The following is a 21,785-nucleotide window of genomic DNA, read 5'->3' as shown; positions in this document are numbered from 1 at the left end:
AGCTAAATCCATAAGATTAGGACTCTTCCTTTCTCATTATTTTCTTTACAATATCGAGCTGTTGCACAACAGGTTCGTCCCAAGGTCCTGAAATTTTATAACTATACGCAGAAATTTTCTGCATACTTTGATTAATAATTTTATTGGCCACCCAGGCTGCAACACCCGCTACAGGCCCACCAGCAATAGTTGCAACAACAGGCAAACTGGCTGTTATATGAGGGGATATTTTCAAGTTTAGATCATAAGTATGTTTAACCAAATCAAGATCGCCTTTCATGCTTGCATAAGCGACAGGACCATCAAGATAGCTGTCTTGTGTGCCCATAATTCCCTTATTTACAATAAAATTTCCCTGAAAAATATCGAAGCTATACCCTTGATGTGCCAAATCACTAAAATCTAATTGTAAACGGCGCGGAATGGTTTGCAAGCTTAGGATACTTAATAATTTACCGAGACCTAACTTTTCTTCTGTCTCCTTACTTAAATGCGTAATCCTTCCGTTTTTAAGTTGCAAATACATAGTCCCTTTTAACGATGCAAGAGAGAATTGATATAAACTCTTCTTCCAACCGCCATGAAACTCCATATATCCTTTTTTTGCATGGACCGTGGGAGTGACATTCCAACGTTCCAGAGTTTTAGCTAGATTGGCGATACTCAGTTTGAGGTCAAAATTTGTCTGATCTCTATTCTCCTTTTGAATCCATTCGCCCTGAATATTAAACTGATATACGGGTGAAGTAATTTGGCAATAATCCATTTTCCACTTTTCAGCTGTGGATTGACTTTTTAAAGTTACATCCCCCACCTGCACTTTGCCTACGGATAAATTATCAATCCGCAAGTTAAGATTGGGTATTTGTTTTGGATGTACTTGGGTGCTCTCAGCAAGATCGCCACCTACTGTATCAATCTTCTCTAAATTTAAATGATAGACATGACCACTTAATTCATTTGCAGGTGCTCGATAGATTAAATCCGCTGCAATATTTTTCTGTTGCAAATTAAAAGACCAATCCTTATTCGGCAAAATTTTTGCTTTCACTTTCATTTTATTAAATTGCTGTTTCAAAAAACCCAATTTATCTATAGTTACATTGATAATTCGCAAATTGTTAAATAAGGATGCGCCTGTTTTTGGTGATGAAAATTGATTGTATACATCCTTCCATGCGTGTAAATCAAATCCTTTTAATACACCTACAATTGAAAGCCCAGGCAATTTTTGATTTACAGCATTAGCACTACCTAAACGTACTTGTCCTGAATCAAAAACATAAGCTTCTTTCGCATTTTTAAAAAGAAGATCCGCACTTAAACGATTGTCGTAATTTCCATTCAAACGCATCATTTTTTTCGCATTAAGGTCAAGATTTAACTGAAGAGGCGCCTTTGTATCTGATTTTTTACCTAAAGGCTCAGGTAAATTAACTTCCAATCCTTCCAAAGTACTATTAAAACTGATGCTATCAGCCTCAGAAGGTTTATCACTCAAATTCAAAACTGCATTCATATCAAATGAGCCATCAACTACAGAAAGAAGTGGCAATTTAAATTGGTTTTTCAAAGAATCAACGGTACATTTTCCAGTAATTGCAATTGTTGTAGCGGGTTTGGGGTCTTTAACGGATTGAATTTTGATGTTCATTGGATGACCCAAGATATTGGCGAACAGGTAACTGTCGATTATTCCAGTTTCATTAAACATCAAACCCCCTGAAACATTTCGTACAGCAAATTGGCCTAATTCATGATTGACAGTTATCGTATTATTTTTAAAGGTCACATTTCCTTTAGCAAGGACCTCATCATTCTCTGGATATAAAGGAACCTGTACACTTAAATCAAGTAAAGCGGAGCCTTTGACGGACAACATTTTTAAAAGCGACAGTTTTTTCTTTAAAGGTGACGCCATCACATAATTCATCATTTTTTGTACTGATGCATCAATTTTCCCAGTCACCAGTAAATTCTCTTTATTTTTTCCAATGTCATAAATTCGCAAAAACATTTGCTTAGCCGGTACACCCCGAAAATTAGCATGGACTATATCAATATTGAGATTACGATTTTTTAGATGAATGTATCCATCAATCTCTTTGACAACCGGCCATTTTGAGTTAATGGCAAGCTCTCCTCCGCTTGCATAACTTTCTAAAGTGAACTCACCAGTATTGTTATCGAAAGGAAATTCTTTTGCCAAACCATTAAAAATTATCCTTCCACTCGCGACTGCAATACGTTTTACATCATTTTTCAGCCAGAGATATAATTTGGGTTTCATGTACTTTTTAGGTAAAAACGCCACCCATTTTTGCCAATTCTTTCCAGAAAACTCAATGCCGAGACGAATAGTACCTACAGACTCTCGAGTCACCTGATCGATTGCGCCTCGCATACTTAATGTGAGTTCGGGCTGATTTATTACCAGTCGTTCCATACTTACTCGCAAACCATCACTTAACTCTTTCCATTCAAAAGCTCCATTGAGTAATGTTAAGACTTGTTCTGGATATCCTTTAACTTTTACCGAGGTATTTTCAGAATCTAGTTCTAAACGTCCTTGTTCCGGCTGCCAATTTATAACACCTGAGAGATTTCTTACTTGAGGAATTGCTCCTTTGCCATTCCATCCTAACTCCTCAAAACGTGTTAAAACATAATTTATTGAATAGTCACTAATGGAAAAATCATTTTTTCTTATTAGTAATGGATCAGTAATATTCTGGGGGGTACTAAGAGAGGACGATGATTTTGACGTAGACTGTTCATTTACAGTAAAGGTGTTAAAAACAGGAACGGGTGGAATAACTGACACATTAGTATTTAAAGCGACAAGAAGTTGAGTATCTTTTAGGACTCCTTTAGGCTTCATGCTCAATATATCTTGGATACTTTTAGGCCAGTTAATCGCATTAGAAAACAATGATTCAATAATGATTGACTTTACAAATAATTGGTAACTTTGTTGCTCTTTATTGTATTTAAGCAATAACTTATTCTCGGGCCATGTCACACCACCTATTCGCAATCTAATTGGATCGGCTTGAAACTGCCAACCCAAACTGTTGGGTTTCCAAGAAAGATTGGCAAAAAATGATTGGATGAGTTGGCTCTGTTGATTGTTCAATAATCTCCAAGCGAGTCGCTTAAAGGTTATCTGCGCTTGTATGGAAGAGATGGCACCATGATGCACATCAAGCCATAAATTTATATAACCTTTACCGCCTTCCAAATGTTCTGTTGCTTTAGGAAATAAACTTTGCCATTGAGCAGGCACAACATTTTTGGCTGAGAAATAAAATTTTCCTTCAATGTCCTCAAAATGTTCCGGATCAAAATATCCATCACCTAACAGCTGAAAATTAGTGCTACTGGTTTGTGCAAGGCGTGCTTCGCCCTTAAATTTATAATGTCCCCCTCGATTTACTACTGATACATTTAAACCATTAACAGGAATCAATCCCCCATCGCTAAAATGAAAATACGCGGAAACCTGTTTGATAATTAAATGCTCTTGTTGCGATAGCCAGATTAATATTTGCTTGGTTTTCTCGGGAGTCATATCGCTGCTATTGAGCGAGTCAGTTGCAACACCATCAATAGTCCAGTGATGATCTTTTTCTCTCAAATTGAGATGCATGTCATCAATATAGAGGACTCCGGGTTGAATCTGCCAATTCCATAATGATTTAAATAAGTTAATACCAACTAACAATTTGTTGATACGAAAGGTATGGTCTGAATCATTGCCCAATGTAACCTGATGTAATTTAAGTACTGGTTCAAACCAATACCATCCTGTCTCCATCGTTTGTATCGTTACCGGTTGTCCTATGAGAACTGAAAGATGCTGTTCGACTTCCCCCTTATATTCTTTTGCCCAAGGAGTCAACGATCGAAATATACTGGATAAAACAGCCATAAAGATAATAAAGATAGCTAAAAGCATCCATATTCTTTTTACTACTTTCCTAACGCTTAGTGTTCGATTACTCATTGATTTTTTTACTATACCATTGCTTTTGCGCATACTCATCATTTTCTTTTTGTTCTATGCGCTGGATTTTGAGTTGTTCGCTCTTGTTAACCCGGTCAATCAAATGATTGACTCCTTCTTCAGAAATTTTAGCTTGCTTGTAATTAAGTTCGGCTTTAGACCTTACCTTTCCTAAATATGCTAAATGCGTATTCAATTGTATTAAAGCTGTATCCAAATGGCTAATAAAATCGATACGATTACGTAGTCGAGCCACTACAGTTCCCTGTTCACCAATTTTTTCAACTTGCTTTAAATAATCCTGTCGATAAGATACTAATTGCTCATGCTTTAACTTATTATGTTTGAATTGCTCCTGGGCTTTTAAAAGATCCTGGTATGCGGCATAGGTCGCTTCTTTTTTCATCTGCAACAGTTGTTTTAAACGCTCTAATCGCTGACTCATCAATTAGCTCCAAAAGATGATACTAATTGGGATAAAATCCCTACACTTTGTTTATAAACAACTCGTTCGTTGATTCCTTGTTCCATATATTCCCTAATTTTATCTCGAGCTTGAATCGCTTTATCAAGATTAGGATCGCTTCCTTTAGCATAAGCGCCAAGAAGTATGAAATCTTTGTTTTTCTCATACAGGGATAAATATTTTTTGAATAATAGCATATCATTCATTTGTTGTTCAGGTACTATAGTTTGCATTACTCGACTTATCGAAGCTTCCAAATCAATAGCAGGATATTGTCCTTCTTCCGCAATCGTTCGACTTAGAACAATATGCCCATCCAAAATAGCCCGTGCTGCATCAGCAATCGGATCTTGCAAATCATCCCCCTCAGTTAAAACGGTATAAAATGCAGTAATCGAACCGCTACCTGGTTCTCCATTACCAGCCCGCTCAACAAGCTTTGGTAATTTGGCAAAAACTGAAGGAGGATAACCTTTCGTTGCTGGGGCTTCTCCAATAGATAGAGCAATCTCTCGTTGAGCCTGAGCAAAACGAGTTAATGAATCCATTAAGAGAAGCACATGTTTACCCTGATCACGAAAATACTCAGCGATACTAGTCGCTACTTTAGCACCGTGCAAACGCATTAGTGGACTTTCATCTGCGGGTGCAGCTACAACAATCGCGCGTTTTAAACCTTCTTCACCTAAATTCGATTCAATAAATTCTTTAACCTCTCTACCGCGCTCACCAATCAATCCAACTACCACCACATCCGCTTGGGTAAAACGAGTCATCATTCCTAATAAAACAGATTTTCCTACACCGGATCCCGCAAATAAACCAATCCTCTGTCCGCGCCCCACAGTGAGTAAACCATTAATTGCACGAATGCCTACATCCAAGGGTGTATCGATGATTGCTCTTTTTAAAGGATTAACTGCTGGACTAATTAAAGGATAGCAATCCTTCATCTCAAGAGGTGGGCCCTCATCAATAAGAACCCCCGCTCCATTAACAATTCGTCCAAGTAATTGAGCTCCCACTCCCACCTGAGCGACCCGTCCAGTTGGGGTAATGATCATACCAGGGGCGAGTCCTTGAATCGCTCCTATAGACATCAAATAAACGCAATTTTGGCTAAAACCAACTACTTCGGCTTCAATCGTACGTGATCCATCAATATTAATAAAACAACGTGCCCCAATAGGTTGGTGAAATCCTTTGGCTTCTAAAGTAAGACCTACTGCACGACTTACTCGGCCGCAATGCAATAGTCCTGAATGTTCTTTTTCGCGAATTTCAGACAATACCTCAACCAGATGAGACTCATAAATTTTCATTGGTTACCCTGATCTTTTAAGGGTGGAATCAAGTTATCCTGGTTAATATATTTTGTAAACAAAGTTGCTAAACGAGTAAATATTCGGCCATCTAACTCGCTGTATTCACCTTTTAAATAGAAATCTCCACGGCTCAATAAAGGATCTGCTACCAAAATCTCTTGTAAACCAGGTATTTCTTTTTCACCAAATTCATTTTTAACCCAATTTACATCTTCTGGATGCATAGCAAGTATTTTATTAGTTTGTAAAGAAGGTAACTCTAATTTGATGATATTGAATAAGTTTTTTAATTGCTCTGGATTAACGGATAACTCGACTCCAATACAATGCTTGCTGAGCCAAATTATGGTTTGAATGATTTCTTGGGTAACGTGCTCATCTAGAAGTTTTACTGGATTTTGTAATAAATCAAACCAACGTATGAACTGCTCTCTTTTGTCATTAATTTCGGCCAGGGCTTGCTGCATTCCCTCCGAATAGCCCTTCTTTATAGCTTCTTGCTTCAAGCGTTCACATTCCGCAAGAAATAGTTCCTCCTCATTAATTTCTGCTTTTGCTTCATTATTTATAATTGATTCATAATCCCAAGCACTAAACCCACTATTACTTTCTTTTTTGTTAAGGTAAGGCTTAAATTCATTCGACATATGCTTATCCTGCAAATCATATCCAATCAGAAATCGAGTTGGTTGCCTGCCAACCCACTAAATCATATCATCGCCACCCTTAGAGCCCAGAGCAATCTTACCGTCTTCAGCAAGGTTTTTTGCTATGCCTAAAATATCACGTTGAGCACGCTCTACATCAACAACTTTTACAGGTCCTTGTAGTTCAATATCCTCACGCAATAAATCCGCAGCTCGTTTAGACATATTGGAGAATATTTTTTCTTTAGTAGGCTCGGTAGTCCCCTTTAAAGCCAGTTTTAATTGTTCAGGCGTAACATCTCGCAATAACGTTTGCATACTTCGATCATCCATATCTACCAAGTTCTCAAAGACAAACATTTTGTCTCTGATTTTTTCGCTTAACTCTTCATCCCAATCTTTTATTTTATTCAATACCTCTTCTTCCATAGCACCATCGAAATAGTTGATTACATCAGCAACACTCTTAATTCCTCCTACAGAGGCGGTTTTACTCACCTTCTGACCACTTAGTTGTTTCTCTATAACCTGTCCTAGCTCGGAGATGGCTTCTGGTTTTACGGTATCAATATTGCACATACGCAATAAGACTTCCGATCGTTTATCAACACTAAAATAGCGTACTACTTCAGCTGCTTGCTCACTATCCAAATGAATTAATATGGTGGCAATAATTTGTGGGTGCTCGTTGCGAATTACATCAGCAATTAATCGACCATCCAACCATTTTAAACGGTTAAGTCCACTGTCTTTATCAGAGACCAAAATTCGGTCAATAAATGGAGTTGCCTTCTCCAAGCCTAAAGCTTCAATGAGCACTGTGCGTAAATAATGCTCAGTGTCGACGGTTAGGCTCGTTTGATCTCCTATAGCATGGGTAAATTCCACCAGGACATTTTCCATTTTTGCCTTAGTAACATTACTCAAAGTCGACATCGCAACACCAACCTTTTGAACTTGTCTCGGTTCCAAATGTCTTAATACTTCAGCAGCATTTTTCTCACCCATGCTTAATAGCAAGATGGCCGCACGCTCTATTCCATCCATAGTTACCCCCGATCAACCCAATTTTTAACTACCTGTGCCACACGTTTGGGTTCCTTATCCACAACCTGCCGTAATAAATTTAACTGTGACTCATAATCATTAGCGTCTTTAATGGAGATGGTTCCATCGTAAGTTAAATCCCCTATAGGGGGCTCATCACTTACAATACTACTAACAGTTCGATTAGTGGCAAGGGTTTTGAGCATAGGCCTTAGTACGCCAAAGATTAAAGCCAGAACAAATATCGCAGCTACTGCCTGCTTCACTATCGACCAGAAGATATCTTTCTGCCAAAAACGTTCCTCAGGAATAGCTGCAACAGGGTCAGGTTTAACAAATCCCGTATTAATTACATTCAGACTATCACCACGCTGTACATTTAACCCAATTGCATCTGCAACCAGTAATTTGATTTGATCAATTTCCTTTGGAGTCAAAGGAGCTTTAGTCATTTTTTTAGTTTTCTCATCCATTACGGCTCGATTATCTACTAATACAGCAACTGAAAGTCGTTTAATCGTCCCAGGCTGATTTTTGGTATGACTAATCGTTTTATCCAACTCAAAATTTTTGGTACTTTGCTTACGTATATCGGTGGACTGATTTGTATCCGATGCTGTTTGCTGCTGTGTGGGGGGCGGCCCATTTTTAGGGGGTACATTCTTGGCAGCAAGAGCAGGATTCGTTTGCGGTGTATTGGATAAAGTGCCTGGAACTCCAACAGCATCACTTGACGCACTGCGTTTTTCTTCCATCGTTTGCTCGCTACGCAAAGAAGGGAGTTCAGGATTAAACAGTTCTTGTGTTTGTTCATAACTTGTAAAATCAATATCCGCAGAAACTTTCGCCCTTACTCGCCCATAACCCAATATTGGCGTCAAAATATCTTGAATTTTTTGAGCATATTGATGCTCTAAATTTTGTCTATAATCTAAAAATCGTTCCGTCTCAGTAAAAAAGGTTTGTCCCCCACCTTCATTTAGCAATTGCCCATCCTGATCGACAACGGTCACCCGAGATGCAGATAAATTTGGGATACTTGATGCAACTAAGTTCACAATGGCTGCAATTGTATGTTTTTTAAGTTCTAAACCAGAATAGACATCCAGGAACACCGAAGCACTGGGTTCGTGAGCATCACGAACAAAAGCTGATTCGCGTGGAATTGCTAAATGGACTCGAGCTGATTTAATATCATTGAACTTACTTATAGTACGGGCCAATTCAGCTTCCAAAGCTTGCTTATACCGTGCATTTTCCATAAATTGGCTACTATTAAATGCATTAGCATTGGAAAAAAGTTCTTCTGAACCCACTGGATCACGAGGCAATCCTTCCATAGCCAATTTAAGCCGCGCACTTTGCAGATTATCCGCCGCAACCAAAATCATACTGTTGTTATTATCAATCTTAAAATCAACACCGTTACGTTCTAGAGCAGATACTATCTCAGCAGCATCACGCGCATTCATTTGCGTATATAATGGAACATAATTCGGATCACGAGACCATAAAACAACAGCCAAGCCAATCGCAATACTTGCAGCCACACCTATTAATAAACCAATTTGTCGAGCAATAGAGAGATTTGCAAATTTTGCAGCAACTGTTGATGCACTATCAGCCAATGCCATACTAAACTCCTAATTATACTGGCATATTCATAATGTCTTGGTACACTTGTACCACTTTGTTACGAACTCGAACAGTAGCTTCAAGCCCCAAATTGGATTTTTGGGCTGCTATCATCACTTCCCCAAGACTTACATTAGGATCCCCCATTTCAAAACGGGTTTTTAATGCATCCGCAGATTGATGTAAGTCATTGACTTGATTCATAGCGTGTTGAAATACAGAGCCAAAAGGAGATTGATTTGCTTCTGCCTCAAGAATTTTTCCTTCAGCTTTAGCAGACATTGTTTTGATCTGATTTAGTATATTAGCTGTATTAATTTCACTCATATCCCTATTAACCTCATTGTATTTGATGTTATATCCCTTTTTTATCTGCTTCAAGTAAACCGGTTAATCCACAGTGATGGCTTTATCTTCATTCAGGTCCTCAAAGCACCGGCCACTAAAATTTTTATACTGTATAACCTTCTTCGCGCATTTTTGCTAATTTATAGCGTAACGTACGCTCACTTACACCCAATAAAGCAGCTACTTTTTGTCTATTTCCCTCATTCTCCAATAATGTTTTTTCAATCAATTCAAATTCATGGATTTGTAAGTTTTTACTATTAGCACCTGGAGCAGTATCGGGAACTAAGGTAGCAGTTAATGACAATTGTAAATGCTCTGCTTCTATAATGCCTTGAGTTTGTAGCACTAAAGCGCGTTGAATCACATTATCCAACTCACGCGCATTTCCTGGCCAAGGATATGCCAACATCAATTTTTGAGCCGCTGGACATATCACAGGGACCACTGGTTGTTTATGTTGACAATGCTTACGAATCAGATAATTAGCCAAGGGAATGATATCATTCTTTCTTTCACGTAAAGGATGCCACTGCAAAGGGAACACGTTTAACCGATAAAACAAATCTTCCCTAAATCGACCCGCCTTGACTTCATCTTTGAGTTGTCTGTTCGTAGTAGCTAAAATCCGAACGTCTAAACTAATTGTTTTATTAGCACCAATTCGCTCTACTTCTTTTTCCTGTAAAACGCGGAGTAATTTAGCTTGTAGGCTTAAAGGCATTTCGCTCACTTCATCAAGAAGTAAAGTTCCTCCCTGCGCTTGTTCGAATTTCCCAGGGGTTGATTTATACGCCCCAGTAAATGAACCTTTTTCATAACCGAATAATGTCGCTTCAAGCATTTGCTCAGGAATTGCCGCACAATTAATTGCAATAAAGGGTTGCTTTTTTCGAGAGGAATGATCATGAATAAAATGGGCTAAGACTTCTTTTCCTGTTCCACTCTCACCACTAATCATAACGCCAACATCTGATTGAGCGACTTTTAAAGCCATCGTTAATAAAGCCTGGCTTTTTGGATCTTTAGCGATGGGCTCTCCAGTATCTTCATCAAACTCAACTTTAATGTATTGATTGATTTTTTCAGTCAGTACTTGAGCGCTGAATGGTTTTTGTAAATAATCTACCGCACCATGATGAAGCGCATTCACGGCATCTTGCACTGACCCATAAGCGGTCATCAAAATCACCGGTAATCCAAGTCTTCTCTTTTGGATTTCCGCGAGTAATTGATTTCCATCTAGTTCATCCATACGAATGTCCGTTAATACCACTGATGGATTATGGATTTCTAAAAGAGCCAAAGCCTCCTTGCCATCTTTAGCGGTAATATATGTATGGCCAGCAATAGTCATTGTTTCAGCCAGCGCTTCCCTTAATACTGGATCATCTTCAACGATTAAAACATGACTCATAGAAAGTCCTTTTTCTAAGTGTTATAAAAAGGATATCATCCTAAGCTTGGTTAAGCACTTCAAGAATTTAACCTAAGTTAAATCAGAGCACTTTGCCATGTTCAGGATGACCACTCAACATATTTACGGCAAAAACAAATTAACCTGTGTACCAACTCCTTCCGTAGATTCTAGACTCAATCGACCACCATGTGCTTTAACTACTGCGTAAACGACTGCTAATCCCAAACCATTGCCTTGGGCTTTTGTAGTATAAAAAGGGGAAAAAGCCTGGTTCTTCACCTCTTCTGTCATTCCTTTACCATTGTCCTCTACTGATATTTGTATACCTGAATTATCTATAGATGCAAGTGTTAAATTAATTTCTGTCGCATCTGATTGCAAGGAATTGATCACCAAGTTTAAAACAGCACCAATTAATGACTCTGCATGAATTAATGATTCACGAGTATACAGCTTATTACTTACATTGAAGCTGACATTATTAGCTAAGACATATGGCTGTGCACGTTGCACGAGTAAGGAACACCAATAATTCATATCCATGCGGGTGGGTTCGATTGTAGTACCTCGTGCAAACAGTAACAAGTCCTGGATTTGTTGTTCAATACTGGTATGGCATTCTTGTAATCGATGAATCCAATTTTGAGTACGAAATTCTAAATCAGGAAGGTTGTTTAAATGTTCTGTATACAACATTGCCGAAGCTAATGGTGTCCTGATTTGATGTGCGAGTTGTGCAGTCATTGTACCGATTGAGACCAAACGTTTTTCATTTTCTTTGGCTTTTTCATAATCCCGTGTAGCAGTTATATCCGTTAAACTAACTAATATACCTGGCAAGCTATCCAAGGTGGCGATTGCTACGTGAACCCGACGCCCATCTGCCAGAGAAACTTCATGCCCATCGTCAGCACGAGGTACAAAAGCACGTAGAATCACATCCAACCATAGGGAATCAAGTAATCCATAACCTAGCATAGCTTCGGCCGGTGGATTTAACCACACAATTCGTCCTTGAGAATTGATAATTACCAAAGCAGTTGGCAAACTGGATAAGATATCCCACTCAGAAAGAGGTATTTGTGGTCTTACAGCACATGTTTGGTAATTAGAATAATGCATACTTGATGAAATTATTATAATTAATTAGATGACTGTAGCAAATTTAGAATAAAATGAAAATACATTTAAAATCATGTAATTAATGGCTTACCCACGATATGACTTTTTTATTGACATCTAAGAGTAAACATGATAAATATATTGTTATTAAATTATTCAAACATAGTAATTTTATGACAATAATGCGTCCCAATATGAATATGTGCATGAGTAACCTGAACATTGTTTTTCAGGTTGAGTATGTACAGTTGGATTTGGCGCTATAACTTCTCCACAAACTCAATACCAATGTTCAGGATACAATCTCTAAAAAGCGCCCCTACTAAAATTAGAGGGCTTACCCATGAGCATATGCATTCTAAAAGGAATCAATAGCGAATCAATTGAAGAGATTAATTACCCGATCATTAAACAATGTTATCAGCAATTAATTGATGCTTTAGTTAAAAAAGGTTTTCCGCGGGAACATATTAAAATTTCTTTTGATGATGAACAACGACAAATTTTCTTTGACTATTATCCCGATGAATTAGAGGTTCTAATCACCTATACTGATTTTGATGAAAAACTACAACTTCATCTAACTGAAAAACCTTTTGCTTCCACTTGGGAGAGTAACCGCTATCGTCTTTGGCATAATAAACCCGTGGATGAATATATATCTGAAATTAAATCATTATGCCAACTATCCATAAATTTGGCCCAAAAAACAAATTACTCTCATTCTGGCTGGAGTTTTTCACAAGCATCACATTCTTACTTCTCAGTACCACAAAGAAAAGAGGCATTAAAAAAATCATTTGAGGAGCTAAAAAATAATAAAACACTTCCTAATGGAATCTTCTTAGGCGAAATTCATCATCACAAATTTCCCAAAAAATTTCTTATTGGAAATTTAGAATACTTTAAGCAATTAGGCATAAAAACTTTATTTTTTGAATTTCTTTTTTATGATCGCCATCAACAATTGCTCGATGCCTATTTTCATAGCACGAGTGACGAGCTTCCACCCGAACTAGCTGCCTATTTATACTTCAAAGATCTGGCAAGTGGATGCGGATTTTCGGGGTATACGGATATAGTAAAAGCAGCCAAAAAAGCCGGGATTCGTATAGTGGCGCTCGATTCTTATCCAGCAATTTTATCCTGTATTAAAAGTTTCCAAATGAAATACTTAGATGGAGATGAACAGTTCAGAATTCATAGTTTCAATGGTAACGCAGCAAAAATTATTGAAAAGGAAAATAATAAGGAACCTTACCTGGCTTTCTTGGGTTTTGATCACAGTTACATTGGTGAAAATTCTCGATATAAAAACATTAAAAGTGTAGCGGAACTCTTACCCAATACATGTTCTGTATTTCTTACCGATGGACAAGTATCTTATAAAAATTTTTATGCACCCTTTTTTAGTTACGATAAGCCCTTGATATTTAATTATAGTAAACAGCACGAAGCTGGCGCCAATATCATTGAGTCCAGTTGGAATCTCCCAGATTGTAAATTATGAGAGTAGTTGGAACCTAAAGTACTTTTATAGGTCTTGTAGCCTAGATCCCAGCGCAGCATTTAGACATGCAGCCAAACCTGGGATCTATTGGGGCCTGTCAATCGGGGGTGACGAGGGGCTCTCCCATCGCAAAACAATGCTACAGCGTGAAGATCCCTTGTTGCACTCAGGATAAGGAGTGGTTTGCTGTGTTCAAAACTAAGATTTTGGTTCGTTTTCATCCAGTGATTTTAGAAACGCAAGTTTCTCAGCAATTTTTATTTCCAGACCACGAGGAACAGGCTTATACCAACCAGGCTCCTGCATGCCTTCAGGTAAATAATGTTCGCCAGCAGCGTAAGCATGTGGTTCATCATGAGCGTAACGATACTCTTTTCCATGTCCTAGTTTTTTCATTAAATGCGTTGGTGCATTGCGCAAATGAATAGGGACTTCTCGCGATTTATCTTTTTTTACAAAATCCCTCGCTTGGTTAAAAGCGACATAAGCCGCATTACTTTTTGCTGCAATTGATAAATATATGACCGCTTCTCCCAGAGCGAGTTCGCCTTCAGGAGAACCTAGTCTTTCGTAAGTTAGTGCGGCATCATTTGCAATTTGAATGGCACGCGGGTCAGCTAAACCGATATCTTCCCAAGCCATCCTCACTATACGCCGTGCCAAATAACGTGGATCGGCTCCTCCATCGAGCATACGGCATAACCAATATAAAGCCGCATCAGGATTAGAGCCACGAACGGATTTATGTAAGGCAGAAATTTGATCGTAAAAGTTATCTCCACTTTTATCAAAACGCCTGACCTGCTCTGCCAATGAATTCACCACAAATTCTTTGGTTACATGTGTATTATTCATTGCAGCACAGGCCGTTTGTAATTGTTCAAGACTATTTAAAAACCGTCTTGCATCCCCATCGGCAAATGCAATAAGCATATCTATCGCATCGTCATCAAATTGAATAGAGGATAAAACAGCCTGGTACGCTTTTTGAAATAACTGTTTCAACTCCTCATCAGTCAATGACTTTAAAACATAAACTTGAGCTCGTGATAACAAAGCAGAGTTCACTTCAAAAGAAGGATTTTCTGTAGTAGCACCTATGAAAGTGACCAAACCTGATTCCGTAAAGGGCAATAATGCATCTTGTTGGGCTTTGTTAAAACGATGAATTTCATCAATAAACAAGATGGTATGTTTACCCAAAGTTAGATTTTCTTGTGCTTTTTCAACTGCGGCCCGAATATCTTTAACTCCAGAAAATACTGCTGACAGTGCTATCCATTCGCAATCAAAAGCTTCAGCAGTAATTCGAGCAATTGTGGTCTTCCCGACCCCGGGTGGCCCCCATAGGATCATTGAATGAAGTTTTTTAGCAGCAAAACTGAGCCGTAAGGATTTCCCCTCACCTAATAAATGACTCTGACCAATCACTTCATCCAGGCTTCGAGGTCTTAAAAGCTCAGCGAGTGGCGGCGTAGGCGTGGTTTCAAATAAACTCATTGCTGAACCACATCAACCCCTTTTGGCGTTTTGAATTGAAACAAATTAGTAGCCAATTTAGGATTTAATTTAATTTGGGATAATTGGACCGTAGTTACTTGGCCTAATTGATCGTATAACTCTAATCCTGTTAAATTGTTTTGCCGAAAGACGAGTTTTATGCGTTGGAAATTGGCTTTAGGTGATTTTGATTTCAAATCAAAAACGATTTCATTTCCCATGTTGCTCTGAGTCACATTAAAGTCTCGTGTCACAGTATTGTCATAACCACTTAAGAACAAAGCCGCAGTTCCTCCTAAGCCTTTTCTTTGTGTTTTAACAGTGACTTGTTCTAAGTCTTTATCATAAACCCAAATTTTCTGGCCATCAGCTACCATTAATTGCGCCATAGGCTGCAAAGTTTGCCATCGGAATCGACCAGGTCTTTGTAATGCCATAGTTCCTGATGAACGAGATACTACACGATGTTTTGCTTTTACAGATTGCTTAAAAACTGCGGTCATTGAGCGAATACTATTTAATTTATTCTGTAACAATACATCTGGGGTTTCACTAAAAACTGCAGTAGAAACGCTTAAAAGTAATGCTATTAATATTTTTTTCATAACTAATCCTCCGTTACAGATGATACTAAGACATCTCGATAACCACCATCTAATGGCCCCACAATCCCAGTTCGCTCCATTTCCTCAACCATTCGCGCTGCCCGGTTGTACCCTATCTTTAACCGTCGTTGAACTGCAGAAATACTTGCCTTACGTGTTTGAATAACAAACTCTACTGCTTGATCATAAAGAGGATCATCATCTTCTGCAGATTGACCATCTTCATCCGAACCACCTTCATTGCCATCGTTCGTTAATTTTAAAATATCCTCAATATAATTAGGCTCTCCACGTGCGCGCCAGTCATCAGCAATACGATGTACCTCTTTATCATCAACAAAAGCGCCATGAACTCGTAAGGGTGCGCCACTTCCGGGAGCCAAAAACAGCATATCCCCGTGCCCTAATAACTGTTCCGCGCCTTGTTGATCTAATATAGTACGAGAATCAATTTTTGACGAAACTTGAAACGATATTCGTGTAGGAATATTTGATTTAATTAATCCAGTTAATACATCTACTGAAGGCCTTTGAGTAGCAAGAATCATGTGAATTCCTGCTGCCCGTGCTTTTTGAGCAATACGTGCAATTAATTGTTCTACTTTTTTACCCACGACCATCATCATATCCGCAAGCTCATCAATCATGACAACAATATAAGGCAAGGGTTCTAACTCTGGAGCGGATTCATCCATTGAGTCAACAGGTTTCCATAAAGGGTTAACTAACGGTTGGCCATTAGCGATTCCTTCAGCGATCTTACTATTAAATCCAGCTAAATTTCGTACTCCCATTGCCGCCATTAATCGATAACGTCGCTCCATCTCCTCAACACACCAACGCAGAGCACTAGCAGCTTCTTTCATATCTGTTACAACAGGAGTTAACAGATGAGGGATACCGTCATAAACAGACAACTCCAACATCTTAGGATCCACCATAATCAAACGTACCTGCTCCGGAGTTGCCTTAAATAAAATACTTAGAATCATGGCATTGATGCCCACTGATTTTCCAGAGCCCGTCGTTCCAGCGACCAAGAGATGAGGCATTTTTGCTAAATCAACAACGACAGGATGCCCTGCTATATCCACACCTAAAGATAAAGAAATGGGTGAGTGAGCCTGTTGGTATACATCCGCTAATAAAACATCTGATAAACGAACCATTTCTCGTGAATGATTGGGTAATTCCAATCCAACTACAGTTTTACCTGGAATTACTTCGACTACACGGACTGAAGTTACCGATAAAGAGCGAGCTAAATCTTTAGCCAAGGCCGTAAGCTTACTTACTTTAACACCTGCAGCCAATTGCAACTCAAAACGAGTCACGACAGGTCCTGGGTGAACCGCAACCACACCCGCCTGAATACCAAAATCTAACAAATGTTGCTCTACTTCTCGCGATAAATTCTCTAACTCGTGATGAGTATACCCACCCATAGGCTTACCTGGCTCACCTTTATCCAATAAACTTAAAGAAGGCAATTCGCCTGAAGTACTAACCTTGGGAAGCCGAATTTCTTTTACTTCTTTAATAGGCTTAACAATTTCGGGTCTATTAATTTCAGATTTATTACTTTCGTTTCTAACCATTTCAGGTTTTATTTCATTACTCAGTAGAACAGGAGGAATAACCACCTCTTTTTCTTTCTCTACCTTAGGCCTAAATAATTTTGGAGCAGGTTTTTCACGAGGTATTTTGGTGGATTCTTTTGACGGGGTTCGTGCAAACTGATTCTTAAAAAAATGTACTGCTTTTTGTACCGTTTTAGAAATATAATTTGCAGTGAATAAAGTATATAAACCAATAAGCTCGATGGCTTTTATCCAGGATAAACCGGTTAACCAAGTAGTTCCTACTAAAAGCATGGCCAATAAAACCAAGCTCGCTCCGTGTAAGTTCAGCATTTGATACCAACCACCACCCACAGTTTGCCCTATTAATCCTCCGGGGCCATGGATGAAGCTTAATCGACTCATTTCCGCTTCAAGACTTAATAAGCCACACCCTCCAGCAAACATAAGCATCAGACCAATAGAGCGAAGCAATAAAACTCGTTTATCAAGAATTTTTAAGGTATGAACATCATGCAATAAAGCCCATGAAATATAAGCAAAAGCGATAGGTACCAAATAAGCAAAATACCCAAATGTAAAATAAAGAGCATCAGCAATGTATGCACCTACTTGTCCGCCTGAGTTTGCAACAGCAGCTCCAGCACGCGAAGCATGGAAAAACCCTGGATCACTGTTTTTATAAGAGAGCAAAGACAAGAGCACAAAAAAGGCACTTGTTAAAATTAATATAAAACTACCTTCGCTAAGTCGTTTCACAACATAGCTAGGCATGTGTTTTTTAGAAAGACCAGATTTTTTTCCCGAATGTTGTTTTTCCATAGGTATTTTCATATCTTTGTTTTTGTCATAATATTCGCCATCTTAACACAAAATATCAAAATATTAAGGAAGGCAGAGAGAATGAGCTCAAGCAATCATCACCGCTTAATTATATTAGGTTCAGGACCAGCAGGTTACACCGCTGCAGTCTACGCTGCAAGAGCCAATCTTCATCCCGTTTTAATCACTGGCATGCAGCCAGGAGGTCAATTAACGACCACAACAGATGTAGATAACTGGCCCGGCGATGTTGAGGGATTACAAGGCCCTGCCCTGATGGACCGCATGCAAAAACATGCTGAACGCTTTGAAACTCAAATTATTTTTGATCATATTGTTAAAGCAAATTTAGCACAAGCACCTTTTATACTTCATGGTGATAGTGATACGTACACGTGTGATGCTCTTATCATCGCTACAGGAGCTTCCGCTCGTTATTTAGGACTCGAATCAGAATCAGCCTATCAAGGTCGAGGGGTTTCTGCCTGCGCGACTTGCGATGGTTTTTTTTATCGCAATAAAACCGTGTGTGTTATTGGTGGAGGAAATACGGCAGTTGAAGAAGCACTGTATTTATCTAACCTAGCTTCTTCAGTAACTTTGATCCATCGACGTGACAGTCTACGTGCTGAAAAAATACTTCAGGATAAACTTTTCGAAAAAACGCGTACAGGCAATATTAAAATAATATGGAACTCCACTCTTGATGAAGTCATCGGAGATGGTAAAAAAGTCACTGGCGCCTTAATTCGCAATGTACAAACCGATTCACAGGAATTATTAAACGTGGACGGGGTATTTATTGCTATAGGGCATACACCTAATACGGACTTATTTAAAGATCAACTTCTTATGAATAATGGTTATATTGTTATTAAATCGGGATTGGAAGGTATGGCTACCAGCACATCCATTCCTGGAGTATTTGCTTGTGGTGATGTAGCTGACCATGTGTACCGACAAGCCATTACCTCTGCGGGAGTGGGATGTATGGCAGCTCTGGATGCAGAACAATATTTGGATTTAAATTTAAAAAATTAGTGTTGGAAATGGGTGCAGTGAAGTTGTTCTTAATATTACCTGCTTCGCTGCAACTAAAGAATATCACCCTAATTTCTTTGTTGTTCTGTTTGATTGAGCATTTTCAATATAATATCTTTCCCCATTGCCTCTACCATTCTCATAAATAATGAAGGTTTGTTTTCTTGTAAACGATGTAAGTCAGAATAATTCCAGTATAAATAATCTACAGGATCCTTTGCATATATGGTAGTGCTAGCTTTTCCATCTCTAAAATAACTCATCTCTCCAATAAAATGATACGGTCCTACTTCTATAATCTCTTCCTCTAACTCAATGTATACCAATCCTTTAGTAATCAACATTAAATGTTCTACTGGCTCACCTTTGGTTAATATTTTTTCATTTCTTGAATTACCTCGATTACTTAGTTTAATCAGACGAATAAAGTCACTTGTTTGCATGCTTACAAAAAATAGATCCTTTATCTGTTGTAAATCATAAGGCAAATCTCTCGGCATCAGATCTCTTAACAAAAAACCAATCTGTACAAAATTAATAATTAACGATGCGATTGCCCAATAAGCAACCGGTGGCACATTAGCTAATACACCATAAAGTAAAAATGATAAATCAGATAATATGAAGATGGTGCGAAGAAAGAGCACTTTTCTGAAACAAAGGCTGAGGAGCATTAAAATATTGCCCAAACTATAGAGATAGTCCAATTACTTCCTCCCATTTTCGTTTATAATAAGTGTAGAATAAAAAAAGATTTATAAGGATAAATTTCCTGATAATTGAGGAGTTTGCGTTGAATTATGATGAAATCCACTTGTTTCCAAATCCGGAAACAAGTGATGATCAAGGCTTATTATTCATTGGGGGTGATTTATCACCACAACGTATCCTTCAAGCTTATAGACAAGGAATTTTTCCCTGGTATGAACCCGGTACACCTATTCTCTGGTGGTCTCCAAATCCAAGACTCATATTGATTCCTACTGAATTTAAATTATCTCGTAGTTTGCAAAAATCATTAAAAAAACCGTTCAAATTCACCATAGATACTGCATTTAAACAAGTGATCTCAGAATGTGCTTCATGTGTTGATCGAATCAATAATACTTGGATAACTACGGAAATGATGGAAGCCTATACTCAATTACACATCATGGGTTATGCCCATTCCTTTGAAATATGGTATGAAAACAAACTGGTCGGGGGCTTATATGGACTCAGTTTAGGTCATGCTTTTTTTGGGGAATCCATGTTCCATAAAATGACAGATACCTCAAAAATTGCCTTTTACTATCTATGCAAAACGATGAGCGATTGGAACTATGATTTTATTGATTGCCAGATTCCAACAAAGCATTTGCAAAGTTTAGGTGCCAAAATTATTGATCGAAGAGAATTTCTTCACATGCTTTATAAATCTTTAGAACATCTTACAAAAAAAGGTCCTTGGGAAAGCACTGAATATTTCAAATAGCAAGAACATTGTACTATTATTATACCATATAGACAGACTATTACCATTTCATCTCGTTATGGCTTCAATAATTGATCATTTATTTTATTAAAGAACTTCGGAGTATTGACCTATGAAGTCAAAACAAAGTAATGAACCAGAGTCTAAAATTCCTGTTATTTTTCGACCGCTTAGCAGTAATAAATTACATGATATTTTGGAACATCATGGTGCTACCAAAAAAGAAACTAAGGCTGTTTTTTTAATAAGGGATAATTCAGGGGGATTAATAACAGTTTCATACTACTCTCAAGAACATGAAATGGTAAAAGATCTTCGATTTGGCTTAACCCATGATGGCTGGAAAACAGTACCTAAACCTCCCAAAGAACCTGCATTCACAGAGACACTTGAGGTAAAGACAAGATATGCACACGATAAGGCAAAATTCGATGCGGAAATACAGAGCTTTATAAATACAGCGAAACAATTATTTGAACAAAATTGTCCGCCTGAATTGATTAAAGCACTATGTTCTGAATTACAAAAAAACGAGTTTAGCCTGCATGGGCTTATTAGACCCAGTCGGGAGGAAGCCAGCAAAGAAAGACACTATGTTAATTACGTAGGTGATGTATTTATAGTTGATAACACCCTTAACGCAGCAATAAAGTAAGCAAGCTTAATTTATCTTGATATGAGTTCCCCTCAGAGTGAGCTCTTAAGCCGTCTATGAAGTGATAAATAGTTAAATTTTGCTGGGCTTTGATTGCCATTTTCCTCATTTTAGTGCAGTATACACGCTGTAAGTATATAATCACACATAATAAACTTTGGTACATCACTGAGAGTCCTATGGCAAAAGAAGATCATATAGAAATGGCTGGTACGGTTATTGATACCTTACCCAACACTATGTTTCGTGTTGAATTAGAAAATGGACATGTTATCACTGCCCACATTTCGGGTCGTATGCGTAAAAATTACATAAGAATTTTAACTGGCGATAAAGTTAAGGTCGAATTAACTCCCTACGACTTAACTAAAGGCCGCATTATATTCCGCGATAAAAATTAAATAGTACCTTATTAAACTCTTTTCCATCACAGTGGCCTGAGTCACGATAAACCGTTACTCGGGTTTTTGCATTGCACTCATGGTTTCCGAATTTTGGCCTAGGTGAAGCAGCAAGCCCGTCATCACGAGTGGAACGATGGCTCTCTCATCATCTTACAGCGTGGAGCTCCCGAGTTGTACT

The 21,785-nt window shown here is 38.3% G+C and carries 18 protein-coding genes; 5 read left to right on the top strand and 13 right to left on the bottom strand.

Going from position 1 to position 21,785, the window contains the following annotated elements; all coding sequences use genetic code 11:
* Window positions 1-16 precede the first annotated feature (16 nt).
* The 9 genes from HBNCFIEN_RS07165 to HBNCFIEN_RS07125 form a co-directional block, all read right to left on the bottom strand.
* Window positions 17-4,006 (bottom strand): YhdP family protein, encoded by a 3,990-nt coding sequence (locus HBNCFIEN_RS07165; protein ID WP_182393638.1) that lies wholly within the window; start codon window positions 4,004-4,006, stop codon window positions 17-19.
* The gene (gene fliJ / locus HBNCFIEN_RS07160; protein WP_182393402.1) at window positions 3,999-4,451 is read right to left on the bottom strand and encodes a flagellar export protein FliJ; all 453 of its coding nucleotides are present in this window, start codon (window positions 4,449-4,451) and stop codon (window positions 3,999-4,001) included. The genes HBNCFIEN_RS07165 and fliJ overlap by 8 nt, the downstream gene beginning before the upstream one ends.
* Window positions 4,451-5,794 carry a flagellar protein export ATPase FliI gene (gene fliI / locus HBNCFIEN_RS07155; RefSeq protein WP_182393400.1) on the bottom strand — a complete coding sequence of 448 codons (1,344 nt, stop codon included), beginning with the start codon at window positions 5,792-5,794 and terminating at the stop codon, window positions 4,451-4,453. The genes fliJ and fliI overlap by 1 nt, the downstream gene beginning before the upstream one ends.
* The gene (locus HBNCFIEN_RS07150) at window positions 5,791-6,444 is read right to left on the bottom strand and encodes a flagellar assembly protein FliH (protein ID WP_182393398.1); all 654 of its coding nucleotides are present in this window, start codon (window positions 6,442-6,444) and stop codon (window positions 5,791-5,793) included. Before HBNCFIEN_RS07150 ends, fliI begins: the two co-directional genes overlap by 4 nt.
* Before the next feature lie 57 nt (window positions 6,445-6,501).
* Window positions 6,502-7,491 carry a flagellar motor switch protein FliG gene (gene fliG, locus HBNCFIEN_RS07145; RefSeq protein WP_182393397.1) on the bottom strand — a complete coding sequence of 330 codons (990 nt, stop codon included), beginning with the start codon at window positions 7,489-7,491 and terminating at the stop codon, window positions 6,502-6,504.
* A 2-nt stretch (window positions 7,492-7,493) separates the two neighbouring features.
* Window positions 7,494-9,125 carry a flagellar basal-body MS-ring/collar protein FliF gene (gene fliF / locus HBNCFIEN_RS07140; protein WP_182393395.1) on the bottom strand — a complete coding sequence of 544 codons (1,632 nt, stop codon included), beginning with the start codon at window positions 9,123-9,125 and terminating at the stop codon, window positions 7,494-7,496.
* A gap of 13 nt (window positions 9,126-9,138) precedes the next feature.
* Complete coding sequence (gene fliE / locus HBNCFIEN_RS07135) at window positions 9,139-9,453, bottom strand: flagellar hook-basal body complex protein FliE (protein WP_182393392.1); 315 nt, start codon at window positions 9,451-9,453, stop codon at window positions 9,139-9,141.
* 124 nt (window positions 9,454-9,577) lie between these two features.
* The gene (locus tag HBNCFIEN_RS07130; protein ID WP_182393391.1) at window positions 9,578-10,891 is read right to left on the bottom strand and encodes a sigma-54 dependent transcriptional regulator; all 1,314 of its coding nucleotides are present in this window, start codon (window positions 10,889-10,891) and stop codon (window positions 9,578-9,580) included.
* Between the two features lie 123 nt (window positions 10,892-11,014).
* On the bottom strand, window positions 11,015-12,016 hold the full coding sequence (locus HBNCFIEN_RS07125; RefSeq protein WP_182393389.1) for a PAS domain-containing sensor histidine kinase: 1,002 nt from the start codon (window positions 12,014-12,016) through the stop codon (window positions 11,015-11,017).
* Between the two features lie 343 nt (window positions 12,017-12,359).
* Between HBNCFIEN_RS07125 and HBNCFIEN_RS07120 the strand changes: the two genes are divergently transcribed.
* A complete protein-coding gene (locus HBNCFIEN_RS07120) occupies window positions 12,360-13,526 on the top strand; it encodes a hypothetical protein (protein ID WP_182393387.1) in 1,167 nt (388 codons plus the stop codon).
* A 198-nt stretch (window positions 13,527-13,724) separates the two neighbouring features.
* Here HBNCFIEN_RS07120 and HBNCFIEN_RS07115 read toward each other — a convergent pair whose 3' ends face one another.
* The 3 genes from HBNCFIEN_RS07115 to HBNCFIEN_RS07105 are packed head-to-tail and all read right to left on the bottom strand — an operon-like array spanning window position 13,725 to window position 18,033.
* Window positions 13,725-15,026, bottom strand: coding sequence for a replication-associated recombination protein A (locus HBNCFIEN_RS07115; RefSeq protein WP_182393385.1), 1,302 nt, complete (start codon window positions 15,024-15,026; stop codon window positions 13,725-13,727).
* Window positions 15,023-15,631, bottom strand: coding sequence for an outer membrane lipoprotein chaperone LolA (lolA, locus tag HBNCFIEN_RS07110; RefSeq protein ID WP_182393383.1), 609 nt, complete (start codon window positions 15,629-15,631; stop codon window positions 15,023-15,025). Before lolA ends, HBNCFIEN_RS07115 begins: the two co-directional genes overlap by 4 nt.
* Before the next feature lie 2 nt (window positions 15,632-15,633).
* A complete protein-coding gene (locus HBNCFIEN_RS07105; RefSeq protein ID WP_182393381.1) occupies window positions 15,634-18,033 on the bottom strand; it encodes a DNA translocase FtsK in 2,400 nt (799 codons plus the stop codon).
* An 81-nt stretch (window positions 18,034-18,114) separates the two neighbouring features.
* Between HBNCFIEN_RS07105 and trxB the strand changes: the two genes are divergently transcribed.
* Complete coding sequence (trxB, locus tag HBNCFIEN_RS07100; RefSeq protein WP_182393379.1) at window positions 18,115-19,074, top strand: thioredoxin-disulfide reductase; 960 nt, start codon at window positions 18,115-18,117, stop codon at window positions 19,072-19,074.
* 68 nt (window positions 19,075-19,142) lie between these two features.
* On the opposite strand, the gene HBNCFIEN_RS07095 is transcribed toward trxB, so the two are convergent.
* Window positions 19,143-19,781 (bottom strand): cyclic nucleotide-binding domain-containing protein, encoded by a 639-nt coding sequence (locus HBNCFIEN_RS07095; RefSeq protein ID WP_182393377.1) that lies wholly within the window; start codon window positions 19,779-19,781, stop codon window positions 19,143-19,145.
* 86 nt (window positions 19,782-19,867) lie between these two features.
* Here HBNCFIEN_RS07095 and aat point away from each other — a divergent pair, with 86 nt between their 5' ends.
* The 3 genes from aat to infA all read left to right on the top strand — a co-directional run bounded on the left by aat (window position 19,868) and on the right by infA (window position 21,604).
* Window positions 19,868-20,548: a leucyl/phenylalanyl-tRNA--protein transferase gene (gene aat / locus HBNCFIEN_RS07090; RefSeq protein ID WP_182393375.1), complete on the top strand. Its 681-nt coding sequence runs from the start codon at window positions 19,868-19,870 to the stop codon at window positions 20,546-20,548.
* 112 nt (window positions 20,549-20,660) lie between these two features.
* Complete coding sequence (locus HBNCFIEN_RS07085; RefSeq protein WP_182393373.1) at window positions 20,661-21,203, top strand: hypothetical protein; 543 nt, start codon at window positions 20,661-20,663, stop codon at window positions 21,201-21,203.
* Window positions 21,204-21,382: 179 nt separating this feature from the next.
* On the top strand, window positions 21,383-21,604 hold the full coding sequence (infA, locus tag HBNCFIEN_RS07080) for a translation initiation factor IF-1 (RefSeq protein ID WP_019233117.1): 222 nt from the start codon (window positions 21,383-21,385) through the stop codon (window positions 21,602-21,604).
* The last annotated feature ends 181 nt before the right edge of the window (window positions 21,605-21,785 follow it).

This window comes from Legionella sp. PC997, assembly GCF_014109825.1.
In the GTDB taxonomy this organism is placed as follows: Bacteria; Pseudomonadota; Gammaproteobacteria; order Legionellales; family Legionellaceae; genus Legionella.
The sequence above is the reverse complement of the archived record's forward strand: the minus strand, read 5'-3'. Positions and strand labels throughout refer to the sequence as shown.